Source organism: Streptomyces sp. NPDC058470, from assembly GCF_042721055.1.
GTDB lineage: Bacteria > Actinomycetota > Actinomycetes > Streptomycetales > Streptomycetaceae > Streptomyces.
The window spans coordinates 1-13,590 of record NZ_JBHXMF010000087.1 but is presented as its reverse complement, the minus strand read 5'-3'; the positions used below and the strand labels follow the sequence as shown (position 1 = coordinate 13,590).

Sequence of the window (13,590 nt, the reverse complement as noted above, 5' to 3'; positions counted from 1 at the left end):
CCTGGTAGGGGCGCGGGGAACTGCGCGCCCAGCCACATACGACGTGTCAGTCGCGTACAGGCAGTTCCCGCGTCGGTGATCAGGCGCCGGGCCCGCATCTTGACCGGGCCGCGTCCTGGTAGGGGCGCGGGGAACTGCGCGCCCAGCCACATACGACGTGTCAGTCGCGCACCGGCAGTTCCCGCGTCGGCGATCAGGCGCCGGGTCCAGCCACATGCGACGTGTCAGTCGCGTACAGGCAGTTCCCGCGTCGGCGATCAGGCGCCGGGCCCGCATCTTGATCGGGCCGCGTCCTGGTAGGGGCGCGGGGAACTGCGCGCCCAGCCACACACGACGTGTCACTCGCGCACGGCAGATCCGCATCGCCGATCAGGCGCCAGGTCCAGCCACACACGACATGACGTCCGCGCACAGAGAGCCACACACGCGGCGAACCGGCGCAAGGGCTGGGGGCCACCAGCAACCCCCAGCCAAAGCCCACCACCCCCGCCAAACCGCCGGAGGCAACCCGTACGCTGTCCCTCGTGGCAGAACCAGTTGTGCGCATCCCGGATGCGAAGGTCGCGCTGTCCACGGCGTCCGTGTATCCGGAGTCGACGGCGACGGCCTTCGAGATCGCCGCGCGCCTCGGGTACGACGGCGTCGAGGTCATGGTGTGGACCGACCCGGTCAGCCAGGACGTCGAGGCGCTGCGCAGACTCAGCGACTACCACCAGGTCCCGATCCTCGCCGTGCACGCCCCCTGCCTGCTGATCACGCAGCGCGTGTGGTCCACCGACCCGTGGATCAAACTCCAGCGCGCACAGGCGGCGGCGGAGAAACTCGGCGCCGGCACCGTCGTCGTCCACCCGCCCTTCCGCTGGCAGCGCCAGTACGTCCGTGACTTCGTCACCGGGATCTGGCGGATGGCGAACGAGACGGACGTACGGTTCGCCGTCGAGAACATGTACCCCTGGCGCTACCGCGACCGCGAGATGCTCGCCTACGCACCCGACTGGGACGTGACGAAGGAGGACTACCGTCACTTCACGATCGACCTCAGTCACACGGCGACGGCCCGCACCGACGCCCTGCAGATGATCGACCGCATGGGCGACCGCCTCGGCCACGTCCACCTCGCCGACGGCAACGGATCCAACAAGGACGAGCACCTCGTGCCGGGCCGCGGCACCCAGCCCTGTGCCGAACTGCTCGAACGCCTCGCGTTCACCGGCTTCGACGGCCATGTCGTCATCGAGGTCAACACCCGCCGCGCCATGTCCAGCGCCGAGCGCGAGGCCGACCTGGCCGAGGCGCTGGCCTTCACCAGGCTCCACCTCGCCTCCGCGGTGAAGGTCCCGCGCCGGTGAAGGACGCCGCCCCGCACGACACGACCGCCCCCCGCCGCAGGGGACGCCCCTCCCGTACGCAGACGGAGGCGGCCCCCGCGACCCGCGACAGCATTCTCGAAGCGGCCCGCGAGGAGTTCTCCGAGCGGGGGTACGACAAGACGTCGGTACGTGGTATCGCCAAGGCCGCGGGCGTCGACCCGGCGCTCGTGCGCCACTACTTCGGCACCAAGGAGCAGGTCTTCGGGGCGGCCATCGAGGGCGTCTTCGCACCCGTCCTGGCCGCCCCGACCGCGCTGGGGGAGGGACCGCTCGACGGTGTGGGCGAGCGGCTGACCCGCTTCGTGTTCGGGATCTGGGAGAACCCGACAACCCGTACACCGCTGCTCGCCATCGTCCGCTCCGCCTTCAACAACGAGGTCGCGGCCGCCGTCTTCCGCCGCCTCCTCGCCGCCCAGCTGATGCGCCGCATCGCCCAGCAGCTCGACCTTCCGGACGCCGAACTGCGTGCCGAGCTCGCGGCGGCCCAGCTGGTGGGGATCGCGATCCTGCGGTACGTGATCAAGCTTGATCCGCTGGCGTCGACGGATTTGGAGCGGATCATCGAGCGGGTGGCGCCGGTGGTGCAGGGGCATCTGACGGCGCCCTGACGGGGTAGACGGGTAGACGGGTGTACGGGGGCACGTAAGCTCTTACGTAAACGCTTACGTGGCGATTTGTCCGCCCCGCGCGTGTGACCGTCGACCGAGACACCTGTCCCGCATACCGGACACCCTGTCCAGCCCTTGGAGCACCGGCGTACGCTCGAATCAGTCACGACCAGCAGTCACGACTGCCGGCCCGTACGAGCCGGTATCCCTCCGAAGGAGCGAGCGACGATGCCCGAGCTGAGGTCCCGCACAGTCACCCACGGCCGCAACATGGCGGGCGCACGCGCCCTTATGCGCGCCTCCGGTGTACCGGGCGCGGACATCGGCCGCAAGCCGATCATCGCGGTCGCCAACTCCTTCACGGAGTTCGTGCCGGGTCACACCCACCTCCAGCCGGTCGGCCGGATCGTGAGCGAGGCCATCACCGCCGCCGGAGGCATCGCACGCGAGTTCAACACCATCGCGGTCGACGACGGCATCGCGATGGGCCACGGCGGAATGCTGTACTCGCTGCCCTCCCGCGACCTGATCGCGGACAGCGTCGAGTACATGGTGGAGGCCCACTGCGCCGACGCCCTGATCTGCATCTCGAACTGCGACAAGATCACCCCCGGCATGCTGATGGCGGCCCTGCGCCTGAACATCCCGACGGTCTTCGTCTCCGGCGGCCCGATGGAGTCCGGTCGCGCGACGCTGGTCGACGGCACGGTCCGCACCCTTGACCTGGTCGACGCGATCTCCGACGCCGTGAACGACAAGATCTCGGACGAGGACATCCTCCGTATCGAGGAGAACGCCTGTCCGACCTGCGGCTCCTGCTCCGGCATGTTCACGGCCAACTCCATGAACTGCCTGACCGAGGCCATCGGCCTGTCCCTCCCCGGCAACGGCTCGGTCCTCGCCACCCACACGGCCCGCAAGGGCCTGTACGAGGACGCGGCCCGCACGGTCGTCGACATCACGCGCCGGTACTACGACCAGGACGACGAGTCGGTCCTCCCCCGCAACATCGCCACCATCGCGGCCTTCGAGAACGCCATGGCCCTCGACATCGCGATGGGCGGCTCCACCAACACGATCCTGCACCTGCTGGCCGCCGCCCAGGAAGCGGGCGTCCCCTTCGGCCTGGACGAGATCAATGAGGTCTCGCGCCGCGTGCCCTGCCTCGCCAAGGTCGCACCGAACGTCGCCAAGGACCGCACGTACTACATGGAGGACGTGCACCGCGCGGGCGGCATCCCGGCCCTGCTGGGCGAGCTGCACCGCGGCGGCCACCTGAACGAGGACGTGCACTCGGTCCACAGCCCGTCCCTCGCCGACTGGCTGAAGACCTGGGACGTGCGCGCCGGCTCACCGTCCCCCGAGGCCCTCGAACTGTGGTACGCGGCCCCCGGCGGCGTCCGCTCCTCCGAGGCCTTCTCCCAGTCCGAACGCTGGGAGGCCCTCGACGAGGACGCGGAGGGCGGCTGCATCCGCTCCGCAGAGCACGCGTACTCCAAGGACGGCGGCCTGGCCGTCCTCAAGGGCAACCTGGCCGTCGACGGCTGCGTCGTGAAGACCGCCGGCGTCGACGAGTCCATCTGGACCTTCGAGGGCCCCGCGGTGGTCTGCGAGTCCCAGGACGAGGCCGTCGACAAGATCCTCCGCAAGGAGATCACCCATGGCGACGTCGTCGTCATCCGCTACGAGGGTCCCAAGGGCGGCCCCGGCATGCAGGAGATGCTCTACCCGACCTCCTTCCTCAAGGGCCGAGGCCTCGGCAAGACCTGCGCCCTCGTCACCGACGGCCGCTTCTCCGGCGGCACCTCCGGCCTCTCCATCGGCCACGCCTCCCCGGAGGCGGCTTCGGGCGGCACGATCGCCCTGGTCAAGGACGGCGACCGGATCCGCATCGACATCCCGAACCGCACGATCGAGCTCCTCGTCTCCGACGACGAGCTGACCGCGCGCCGCGACGCTCTGAACGGCGTCTACGCACCCGCGAACCGCGACCGCAAGGTGTCCGCCGCCCTCCGCGCCTACGCGGCGATGGCGACCAGCGCGGACAAGGGCGCCGTACGGGACGTCTCCCTGCTGGGCTGAGGCTTGCGCGTGGGGGCCGTTCCTTCGGGGGCGGCCTCTGCGCGTGTCACCGGCGGGATGCGGGGGCGCCCTCTTCGCACGTCACCAGTGGGACGGGTCGCGTGCGTCCACGGCGAAGACGGTTCCGTCGGGGGCGCCCGCGTAGACGTGGTCATCGGCGATCACGGGAGCCGGCAGCCCGAGCATGACGAACTCGGAGTCCGGGCCGAATCGCGCACGCGTCTGTCCCGCGAGTTTCCCCGTGCGGGCATCCACCGCGAGCAGCCGCCCGTCGGCAGCGGTGAGGTACACGTACTTGTCGTCGGCGACGGGTGCCGAGCCCTGGCTGACGGATGTCTCAAGCCGCCAGCGCAGTGCGCGCGTCTCCATGTCGACGGCCACCAGTCCGCCGCCGGTGGCCAGCAGATACACGGTGTCTCCGTGCGCAGTGGCCTGGGCGGTGGGGAGTGACGTTTCGAGGGGCACGCGCTGTACCGCGAGGCTCTTCGGGTCGTACCGGACCAGCGCGTCCGTCTCTCCGTAGCCGTTCACCGACATGAAGAACACCTTGCCGTCGTGCGCGCCGACCGGCTCCAGGTCCCCCGCCAGGCGGGCGTCCCACCGCACGTCACCGGTCTGTGGATCCACCCCGCTCACGAGTGTGTGGGTCCCGTCCACGGTCGTACTCGTGGCGTACGCGAGTCCGTCGGCGCCGAACGCGGCAAAGGTCGGTTCGCTCTGGTCGGCGATCCTGCGACTCCAGACCTGCTTGCCCGACGAGGCGTCCATCCCGACGACCGTTCCGTCGGAACGCGTGAGCAGCACCATGCCGCCCGCGTACTGCACGCGCCCGTACGCGGAGATGTCCATCGTCCACTGCGTCGCACCCGAGTCCGGGTCGAGGGCCACCAGCCGCTGACCATCGCTCGTGACGGCCTGTACCAGCCCGCCCTCCGCGACCGGCGAGCCGTCCGGGGCGTCTCGATCGGCAAGGGTGTGCCGCCACAACACCGTCCCGTCGGCCGGGTCGATGGCGGAGAACAGTCCCGCCAGGGCGCAGAGCAACTTCCCTCCGCCGTACGAGCATTGCGGCATCCCCCGGCTTCCGGAGCCGGGCTTGGTGTGCCAGCCGTCGAACACTGCCGGCACGGACCGTATGCCGCTGTCCTCGGGTGCGCCGCCGCTGCCGTCGAGCAGCTGACCCGAGGCGAACGTCCCGCCTGCGGCGAGGAGAAGCGCCCCGGCCGCCAGGATCACCCCTTTGCCCAGGCGCCCCATGGCCCTGTCGGGTCGCGGACCGGTCGCCCAGACAACGTCCTCCTCCGGCTTCGGATCATGACTGGGCCGCTGGGCCGGAATGAACGCCTGGGTGTCGTACGAGGCCGCCACCGACCGCAGTTCCCGCATCAACTCGTCAGGAGTGGGCCGGTCGTCGGGCTCCTTGGCGAGACAACGCAGCACCAGCGGCGCGAGATTCTCCGGTACGTCCGTCAAGTCCGGCTCGTCGTGCACGACTTGATAGGCGACGACGTACGGGCTGTCGGAGTCGAACGGCCCGCGCCCGGTGGCGGCGTGCACCATCACGGAACCGAGCGCGAAGATGTCGGCGGCCGGTCCCACCTGGCGCGGCCGTCGGAACTGCTCGGGTGCCATGAACGGCGGCGTGCCGATCAACTTGCCTGTCTCAGTACGTAGTTCGCTATCCTTTGGCCGGGAAATGCCGAAGTCGATGACCTTCGGGCCGTCCTCGGCGAGCAGCACGTTGCTCGGCTTCAGGTCCCGGTGTACGACGCCCACGCGATGTATGTCGCGCAGCGCCTCGGCGAGCCCGGCCATCAGTCGGCGCAGCTCCCCGGAGGGCATGGGTCCGCTCCGCTTCACCTGCTGGGCGAGGGTGGGGCCGGGGATGAACAGCGTGGCCATCCAGGGGCGTTCGGCCTCGGGATCGGCATCGACGACGGACGCGGTGAAGGCGCCGCTCACCCGTCGGGCCGCCGCCACTTCCTGCCGGAAGCGGCCTCTGAACTCGGGGTCCTTGGCGTACCGGGCGTGCACGACCTTCACGGCCACCCGCATCCCCGAAGTACTCCGGGCGAGATGCACAACGCCCATGCCGCCGGAGCCCAGGCGTGACTCCAGCCGGTAGTGACCGGCGTACTCGGGAAGTTCCGCTTCCGCGCCCGCTCCGTTGTTGCGCTGTGGCGCCATGGGACCCACCCCCGTGCAGTTCGTTCGCGCGCGCGACGCACGGAGCCTAGTCGATGGTTCGTACGAGACGGAGGCGGCTTGCTAGCCTCCAAGTGCGAGAAACGTATGTGTGTGCATGGCCTGTTTGAGGGGAATCAACGGGGTCCCATGACAGCCATGGGGTCCAACGGGGGAGGTTTTTCATGTCTGTTGACCGTGTTGAGGAAATCGAGGGCGACGGCGAGGAAGCGGTCGCGACCAAGGTCGAGACGGCGGCTCTGCGGTACTACCCGGTCGCACCGGGTGTCAGGCTCAACGTCCGCAGCGGCCCGGGTACCACCTACCGCATCGTCCGCGTGCTGTCCGAGGGTGCCCACGTCCCGATCTTCTGCCAGAAGCCGGGTCAGTCGGTCACCGGCCCGTACGGCACCACGAACCTCTGGGACGGCATCGCCGTCAGCGAGTACGTCTCGGACGCCTACGTCCAAACAGGCAGCGACGGCTACGTAGCCCCCCGCTGCGCCTGATCCACCACCCGTACGGCCCCGCGGACGCCCCGGAGCGATAATCGACGCGTGAGCGACGACAGCACCGGCACCCCCGCGGGGCCCCAGCCCGAACCCCTTCGATTTTTCGGCACGACCTGGGTGGACCACACCGACGGCTACCAGGCCCGCCGAGCCGGCGTGGCCGTCGGCTCGCTGGCCGCCGCGGTGGCCGCCTGCTTCGTCCTCCGCTTCGCCTATCAGGGCCTGGAGATCGCGGACGTGGGCACGCCGGTGAACATCCTGGTCGTCGTGATGTTCGCGACGTGCAGCGCCCTCGCGTTCCGTCACACCGCGGCCGCGTTCACCAAACGCCCCGACCCCGACCGTCAGGCCTCCCTCCGTGGCCTCCTCGCGATCGGCTTCATCGGCTCCCTCCTTGCCTACTTCTTCCGCACCCTCACCGAGGCCCCGGGCGAGAAGCTCCACCGCGAGGAGTACGAGACAGCTCGCGAACAACACGAGCGCCGCAACAAACGCCGCACGGGAAACCCTTCGAAGAAGCGCCGCAACTCTTAACCGGCCCAACCGGCAGCCTTCAGCTCCGTGGCGAGGGAGTTCCGCCAGCCGTCCGGCGTTCGAGATCCTTCAGCCTGTCCGGCGCTTGACCGCCAGGCGGCCCCGTCCCGATCCCCAGCCCACCGGTGGTGGCGGCAGTCTTCGGCGCCGGGCTGGGGGAGGCCTTTCAGCCCCTCCGGCGTGAAAGGACGAGGCGGCGCCGTCCCGATCCCCCACCCACCCGCCGGGGGGCGGCCTTTCAGCCCGTTCGGCGTTTGAGGACGAGGCCGTTTAGGCCGATAGCAGGGGTCTGGGGGCGGTAGCCCCCAGGAACGGGACGGGTAGGGGCGGAGGGGGCGAAATCCCTACCCCTGCCACCATGACCACATGACCGCGCACTCCCACCACACCACCCGGGCCCACTCCTTCAACGCAGCCGCAGCCCAGTACGCCGCGAACCGCCCCTCCTATCCCCCGACCCTCTTCGACGCGATCGAAAACCTCGCGCACCGCCCCCTCACCGGGGCAACGGTCGTGGATGTAGGCGCCGGCACCGGCATCGCGACCGCCCGCCTCAAGGCAAGGGGCGCGCATGTGCTGGCCATCGAACCCGGCGAAGGCATGGCCGCCGAGTTCCGCCGCACGCTCCCCGACACCCCCGTCATCCGAGGCAACGGCAACGCTCTCCCCCTGGCCTCCGCCTGCGCCGACTTCGTCACCTACGCCCAGTCCTGGCACTGGACCGACCCGGCCCAGGCCATCCCGGAGGCGTTCCGCGTCCTGCGCCCGGACCGCGGCGCACTCGCCCTCTGGTGGAACACCGAAGCCCTGGACATCCCCTGGATCGAGGCGGCAGCCAACCGGGTCGAGCGCTTCCTCGGCCTCGACGCGGTCGTAACGAAGAACGGCAGCGGAGCCAAAGCCGCAGCCGCCCTGTCCACCACCCGCGTCCCGACCACCCCCACCCCGCCCACCATCAGGACCCCCACCACCCCGACACACCCCACCCCGACCCCCACCGTCCCCCTCCACATCGACCGCGACCAGGTCCGCTGGAGCCGCCGAGTCCCCCTCGACACCCACCTCGCCAACCTCGGGAGCCACTCGGCCTTCCTGGTCCTCGGTGAGGAGGGCACGAACGCCTTCCTCACCGAAGAGCGCGTCCACCTGCTCGGCACCTTCCCGGACGGCGTGGTCGAGGAGGTCTACGACGTCGAACTGATCGTCGCGACGCGTTCGTGATCCCGCTCTGCGGCCCCCTCAAGGGCCGCCGCACACGCGTGATCCAGGTGCCGCAACCCACCCAAATCCAGCCGTACGTCCCGATCGTGCGGCAGCCGCTACAACGGGTCAAGCAGCTTCGGCAGCCGTAGAAACGTCGCATGCCCGACGTCCCGTACGACCATCCCCGCGTCCCCACGGTCCACGGCCTCCACCTGCACCTGACTGATGTCTCAGGCGGTCTCGGCGACGACAAGGGCAAGCCCCACAATGACCCCCTCGAACAGATTTCCGGCAGCGATCGCCGACGCCGTCACGACAAGCCCCACCGGTTCCCCGCGATGCTCCCGCCCGAGCGGCCTCAACTCCCTTACCGGCACGAGCCTGCAGCCCGCGTGCACCAGCAGCCCCGCCGATGCAACCACCGGAGGCTAGGGCGACCCCCATGCACAGGGGCAACGCGACGAGAAAACGACCAGGGACGTGAGCAGATCTCTGTTGCGCGCGACAGCAGCACCTCCGGTGACGAGCGGGAGATGCGTAGTCGCCGAGCCGGGGGAGGGCACGACGGATCGGCGGGCCCGGCACATGACCACGCACTGAAATCCATTGTCAGAAACGGGAGTTGGGTGCGCGCCCCTCTCGCGCAACCACCACGTGAACGCGGCGGCACGCCACCCCGGACCGCCCCCTTCCGGTCACGCCGCCGCGCGCCTGCGCCGTCGGATTCGACGGGGTTGAAGGCGGCCTGATGCCGGGCTTGACGACCCCACCCCACAGGAGCAATATTCTTCACATGAGGAATATTGCTTCGGGTCCACCCGACACCGCAGAGCCGCCCACCCCCACGAGGCAGCCCGCCGTCCGCGCCGAGGCCCTCACCGTCGTACGCGGCACCCGTACCGTCCTGCGCGGACTCGACTTCGCCGTACCGCGCGGCCAGATCACCGGGCTGCTCGGCCCCTCCGGCTGCGGCAAGTCGACCCTGATGCGTGCGACCGTGGGCACCCAGGCCAAGGTGACCGGCACACTCGAAGTCCTCGGCCGCCCCGCGGGTGACGCCGCACTCCGCTCCCGCATCGGCTACGTCACCCAAGCCCCCTCCGTCTACGACGACCTGACCATCCGTCAGAATCTCGGCTACTTCGCCGCGATCCTCGACCCCGGACACGCAGGCGCCGAACGCCGCCACGCCAACGTCACTCAGGCCATCGCGGACGTCGACCTCACCTCCCACGCCGACTCGCTCGCCGGCAACCTCTCCGGCGGCCAGCGCAACCGCGTCTCCCTCGCCGTCGCCCTCCTCGGCACCCCCGAACTCCTGGTCCTCGACGAACCGACCGTCGGCCTCGATCCCGTCCTGCGCCGCGACCTCTGGAACCTCTTCCACGCCATCGCCGCCGAACGCGAGGCCACCCTGCTCGTCTCCTCCCACGTCATGGACGAGGCCGAGCGCTGCCACCGCCTCCTCCTGATGCGCGAGGGCGAGATCCTCGCCGACGACAGCCCCGACGCCCTGCGCGAACGCACCGGCTCCGACACCGTGGAAGCCGCCTTCCTCCACCTGGTCGACGAGGCGAACGCCACGGCCGACCGGCCCACGACCGGCGAGAGGTCCGGCAGCGCCTCCCGGTCCGACAACGCGGCACCCTCCGGCGACCACCCCCGCAAGGAGACCGTCCGATGAGCACGACGACCACGCCCACCACCGCACCCCGGCCCACCGGCACCCATGCGAGCCAACGCCCGAGCGCGATCAACTTCTCCCGCACCACCGCCACCGCCGCCCGCGTACTGGGCCAGCTTCGCCACGACCCGCGGACCATCGCGCTGCTGATCCTCATCCCGTGCCTGATGCTCGTACTGCTCCGCTATGTCTTCGACGGCAGCCCGCGCACCTTCGACTCCATCGGCGCCTCCCTCCTCGGGATCTTCCCGCTGATCACGATGTTCCTGGTCACCTCCATCGCCACCCTGCGCGAACGCACGTCCGGCACCCTGGAACGCCTCCTCGCCATGCCCCTCGGCAAGGGCGACCTCATCGCCGGCTACGCCCTGGCCTTCGGAGGCCTCGCCATCATCCAGTCGGCCCTGGCCACCGGCCTCGCGGTCTGGTTCCTGGGCCTCGACGTCACGGGATCCCCCTGGCTGCTCCTCCTGGTCGCCCTCCTCGACGCCCTCCTGGGCACAGCCCTCGGCCTCTTCGTCTCGGCCTTCGCGGCCTCGGAATTCCAGGCGGTCCAGTTCATGCCGGCAGTGCTCTTCCCCCAACTCCTCCTCTGCGGCCTCTTCACCCCCCGCTCGAACATGCACCCCGTCCTCGAAGCCATCTCCAACGTCCTCCCCATGTCCTACGCCGTGGAGGGCATGAGCGAAGTCCTCAACCACACCGACATGACAGCCACCTTCGTCCGCGACGCCCTGATCGTCGCGGGCTGCGCCCTACTGGTCCTGACCCTGGGCGCGGCAACCCTGCGACGCCGGACCGCGTAACCGGCGGGCCGTCCGCCCAACGGACAGCGCGCCCCATCCCGCACCCCCGGTGCGAGGATGGACACCGGACGACGCACCCCCCGGAGGGCACCCGCACCATGACCCAGAAAGTCGCAGTCCTCGGCACCGGCAAGATCGGCGAAGCCCTGCTCAGCGGAGTGATCCGGGCCGGCTGGCCCCTCGCCGACCTGCTGGTCACCGCCCGCCGCCCCGAGCGCGCCAGGGAACTCCAGGAGCGCCACGGAGTCACGGCGGTCACCAACGCCGAGGCCGCCAAGTCCGCGGACACCCTCATCCTCACGGTCAAACCGCAGGACATGGGCACCCTCCTCGACGAACTCGCCCCGCACATCCCCGCCGACCGCCTGGTCATCAGCGGCGCGGCAGGCATCCCCACCTCCTTCATCGAGGAGCGCCTGGCCGCAGGCACTCCGGTCGTCCGCGTCATGACGAACACCCCTGCCCTCGTCGACGAGGCCATGTCCGTCATCTCCGCCGGCAGCCACGCCACCGCCGCACACCTCGCCCACGCCGAGGAGATCTTCGGCGCCGTAGGCAAGACGCTCCGCGTCCCCGAGTCCCAACAGGACGCCTGCACCGCCCTCTCCGGCTCGGGTCCTGCGTACTTCTTCTACCTCGTGGAGGCCATGACGGACGCGGGCATCCTGCTCGGCCTGCCCCGCGACAAGGCCCACGACCTCATCGTCCAGTCGGCGATCGGCGCCGCCGTGATGCTCCGCGACAGCGGGGAACACCCCGTGAAGCTGCGCGAGAACGTCACATCCCCCGCGGGCACCACGATCAACGCCATCCGCGAACTGGAGAACCACGGTGTGCGCGCAGCCCTGATCGCCGCACTGGAGGCAGCCCGCGACCGCAGCCGCGAACTGGCCTCCGGCAACAGCTAGAAGAACCGGGGCCGGGCCCGCCCCCGGCCCCACCGTCCTTCAGCCCTGCCGCCCACCGTCCTTCAGCCCGCCGCCAGCAGACCGATCGCCCGATAGGCCGCGTCCACCCTCGGCCGCGCCATCTCCCGCGCCTTCGCCGCCCCGTCCCGCAACACCCCCTCCACGTACGCAGGATCCGCGCACAACTCCTTGTGCCTCTCCTGTACGGGCCTGAGGAGCTCGACCACGGCCTCGGCGGTGTCCTTCTTCAAAGCTCCGTACGACTCATATACACCGCCCAAGGCCTCGGGGTTCCCACCCTCACAGGCCGCGAGAATCTCCAGCAGATTCGAGACCCCCGGCCGAGCCTCCCGGTCGTACGCCACGTCCTGCCCACTGTCGGTCACGGCCCGCATGATCTTCTTCCGCACGGCCTCCGGCTCGTCGAGCAGATAGACCACCCCTGGCCCGACGTCATCGCTCTTCCCCATCTTCGACGTCGGCTCCTGCAGATTCATGACCCGCGCAGCAACCTCCGGACGCGTGGCCCGAGGCACCACGAACGTGTGCCCGTACCGCTGGTTGAACCGCACAGCCAGATCCCGGGTCAGTTCCACGTGCTGCGTCTGGTCATCACCCACCGGCACCTCATCGGTCCCGTACGCCAGGATGTCCGCCGCCATCAGCACGGGATACGTCAACAGCGACAGCCGCACACTCCCACCGCGCTCCCGCTCCCGCGCGGCCTTCTCCTTGTACTGGATCATCCGCCGCATCTCCCCGTCGGTCGCGACGCACTCCAGCAGATACGACAGCCGCGCGTGTTCGTCCACATGACTCTGTACGAACACGGTGCACAGCTCCGGATCGAGCCCCGACGCCAGCAACAACGTCGCCGCCTGCCGACTGAGCCTGCGTACGCGCCCCGGATCGTGGTCCACGGTCAGCGCGTGCAGATCGACGATGCAGAACAGAGCATCGGCCCGGTGCTGATCGACGTCGGCCCACCGCCGTACGGCGCCCAGATAGTTTCCCAGCGTCAGATGCCCGGTCGGCTTGACCCCACTGAAGATCCGCGTCATCTCTCCACCTCCTGGTCGAGGCTGCCGCACCCGCCGGCCGGCTCTCCAGGAGGGAGATACAAAAACGGCCGCCGAAGCGGCGGCCGTTGAGTACATACGTGAGTACGGCCGCCGTCAGGCGGCCCACCACTGCTGGGTGCACGTATGCGTAGTCATGGCTCCACAGTACGCCGTCGGGGCGCCTTCAGGACCTGAGTTGACACACCTCCACCCCGTACGTAATGTTCTCCGGGCTGTCCGACGTGAGCGCCGACTCCGGTCGGTCCCCGGACGGCCATTCCGCAACAAGCACTCAACGAACGACGAACCGTCGTCGGCTCGTTTTGCTGTGCGTTTGCGAAATGAGGAATCCGCGTTCGAAAGGACGTCACCCCCGATTAGCTCGGGAGCCGGGATTCCGCTAATGTCTCACTCGTCGGAACGGCCCTCGAGCCGCGAAGACAAGCCCCCTGACTGGGAATCAGGCCCGAAAGGATCTGATAGAGTCGGAACCGCCGGAAAGGGAAACGCGAAAGCGGAAACCTGAAAAGCACCGAGGAAATCGGATCCGGAAACGGTCTGATAGAGTCGGAAACGCAGGACCGAAGGGAAACGCCCGGAGGAAAGCCTGAGAGAGTCTCTCGGGTGAGTACGAAGGA

At 69.5% G+C, this 13,590-nt stretch carries 12 protein-coding genes; 9 read left to right on the top strand and 3 right to left on the bottom strand.

The features are described from left to right. The first annotated feature begins 524 nt into the window (after positions 1-524). The 3 genes from ACFWP7_RS39250 to ilvD all read left to right on the top strand — a co-directional run bounded on the left by ACFWP7_RS39250 (position 525) and on the right by ilvD (position 4,060). The gene (locus ACFWP7_RS39250; RefSeq protein WP_384392269.1) at positions 525-1,349 is read left to right on the top strand and encodes a sugar phosphate isomerase/epimerase family protein; all 825 of its coding nucleotides are present in this window, start codon (positions 525-527) and stop codon (positions 1,347-1,349) included. Beyond that, positions 1,346-1,978 carry a TetR family transcriptional regulator gene (locus ACFWP7_RS39245; RefSeq protein WP_384392266.1) on the top strand — a complete coding sequence of 211 codons (633 nt, stop codon included), beginning with the start codon at positions 1,346-1,348 and terminating at the stop codon, positions 1,976-1,978. The genes ACFWP7_RS39250 and ACFWP7_RS39245 overlap by 4 nt, the downstream gene beginning before the upstream one ends. Before the next feature lie 228 nt (positions 1,979-2,206). Then, positions 2,207-4,060 carry a dihydroxy-acid dehydratase gene (ilvD, locus tag ACFWP7_RS39240; RefSeq protein WP_384392263.1) on the top strand — a complete coding sequence of 618 codons (1,854 nt, stop codon included), beginning with the start codon at positions 2,207-2,209 and terminating at the stop codon, positions 4,058-4,060. A gap of 81 nt (positions 4,061-4,141) precedes the next feature. On the opposite strand, the gene ACFWP7_RS39235 is transcribed toward ilvD, so the two are convergent. Then, on the bottom strand, positions 4,142-6,247 hold the full coding sequence (locus ACFWP7_RS39235; RefSeq protein WP_384392260.1) for a serine/threonine-protein kinase: 2,106 nt from the start codon (positions 6,245-6,247) through the stop codon (positions 4,142-4,144). 182 nt (positions 6,248-6,429) lie between these two features. Here ACFWP7_RS39235 and ACFWP7_RS39230 point away from each other — a divergent pair, with 182 nt between their 5' ends. The 3 genes from ACFWP7_RS39230 (at position 6,430) to ACFWP7_RS39220 (ending at position 8,511) form a co-directional block, all read left to right on the top strand. After that, positions 6,430-6,753 carry an SH3 domain-containing protein gene (locus ACFWP7_RS39230; protein WP_384392257.1) on the top strand — a complete coding sequence of 108 codons (324 nt, stop codon included), beginning with the start codon at positions 6,430-6,432 and terminating at the stop codon, positions 6,751-6,753. Positions 6,754-6,801: 48 nt separating this feature from the next. Next, positions 6,802-7,290 (top strand): EamA/RhaT family transporter, encoded by a 489-nt coding sequence (locus tag ACFWP7_RS39225; RefSeq protein ID WP_384392254.1) that lies wholly within the window; start codon positions 6,802-6,804, stop codon positions 7,288-7,290. Positions 7,291-7,656: 366 nt separating this feature from the next. Continuing rightward, the gene (locus tag ACFWP7_RS39220) at positions 7,657-8,511 is read left to right on the top strand and encodes a class I SAM-dependent methyltransferase (protein ID WP_384392251.1); all 855 of its coding nucleotides are present in this window, start codon (positions 7,657-7,659) and stop codon (positions 8,509-8,511) included. Positions 8,512-8,723: 212 nt separating this feature from the next. On the opposite strand, the gene ACFWP7_RS39215 is transcribed toward ACFWP7_RS39220, so the two are convergent. Continuing rightward, entirely contained in the window at positions 8,724-8,915 is a 192-nt protein-coding gene (locus tag ACFWP7_RS39215) for a hypothetical protein (protein ID WP_384392248.1), read from the bottom strand. Between the two features lie 371 nt (positions 8,916-9,286). On the opposite strand from ACFWP7_RS39215, the gene ACFWP7_RS39210 reads away from it, so the two are divergent. The 3 genes from ACFWP7_RS39210 (at position 9,287) to proC (ending at position 11,891) form a co-directional block, all read left to right on the top strand. After that, positions 9,287-10,177: an ABC transporter ATP-binding protein gene (locus ACFWP7_RS39210; protein ID WP_384392245.1), complete on the top strand. Its 891-nt coding sequence runs from the start codon at positions 9,287-9,289 to the stop codon at positions 10,175-10,177. Beyond that, entirely contained in the window at positions 10,174-10,983 is an 810-nt protein-coding gene (locus tag ACFWP7_RS39205; protein ID WP_384392242.1) for an ABC transporter permease, read from the top strand. Before ACFWP7_RS39210 ends, ACFWP7_RS39205 begins: the two co-directional genes overlap by 4 nt. A gap of 98 nt (positions 10,984-11,081) precedes the next feature. After that, positions 11,082-11,891: a pyrroline-5-carboxylate reductase gene (gene proC / locus ACFWP7_RS39200; protein WP_384392240.1), complete on the top strand. Its 810-nt coding sequence runs from the start codon at positions 11,082-11,084 to the stop codon at positions 11,889-11,891. Positions 11,892-11,953: 62 nt separating this feature from the next. Here proC and trpS read toward each other — a convergent pair whose 3' ends face one another. After that, entirely contained in the window at positions 11,954-12,952 is a 999-nt protein-coding gene (trpS, locus tag ACFWP7_RS39195; protein WP_384392237.1) for a tryptophan--tRNA ligase, read from the bottom strand. Positions 12,953-13,590 lie beyond the last annotated feature (638 nt).

What these genes read in the sequence shown, in the direction of transcription:
- ACFWP7_RS39230 (WP_384392257.1), top strand. Translation starts at nt 6,430, where the DNA reads ATGTCTGTTGACCGTGTTGAGGAAATCGAGGGCGACGGCGAGGAAGCG.
- ACFWP7_RS39235 (WP_384392260.1), bottom strand. Translation starts at nt 6,247, where the DNA reads ATGGCGCCACAGCGCAACAACGGAGCGGGCGCGGAAGCGGAACTTCCC.
- ACFWP7_RS39220 (WP_384392251.1), top strand. Translation starts at nt 7,657, where the DNA reads ATGACCGCGCACTCCCACCACACCACCCGGGCCCACTCCTTCAACGCA.
- ACFWP7_RS39210 (WP_384392245.1), top strand. Translation starts at nt 9,287, where the DNA reads ATGAGGAATATTGCTTCGGGTCCACCCGACACCGCAGAGCCGCCCACC.
- ACFWP7_RS39205 (WP_384392242.1), top strand. Translation starts at nt 10,174, where the DNA reads ATGAGCACGACGACCACGCCCACCACCGCACCCCGGCCCACCGGCACC.
- proC (WP_384392240.1), top strand. Translation starts at nt 11,082, where the DNA reads ATGACCCAGAAAGTCGCAGTCCTCGGCACCGGCAAGATCGGCGAAGCC.
- trpS (WP_384392237.1), bottom strand. Translation starts at nt 12,952, where the DNA reads ATGACGCGGATCTTCAGTGGGGTCAAGCCGACCGGGCATCTGACGCTG.
- ilvD (WP_384392263.1), top strand. Translation starts at nt 2,207, where the DNA reads ATGCCCGAGCTGAGGTCCCGCACAGTCACCCACGGCCGCAACATGGCG.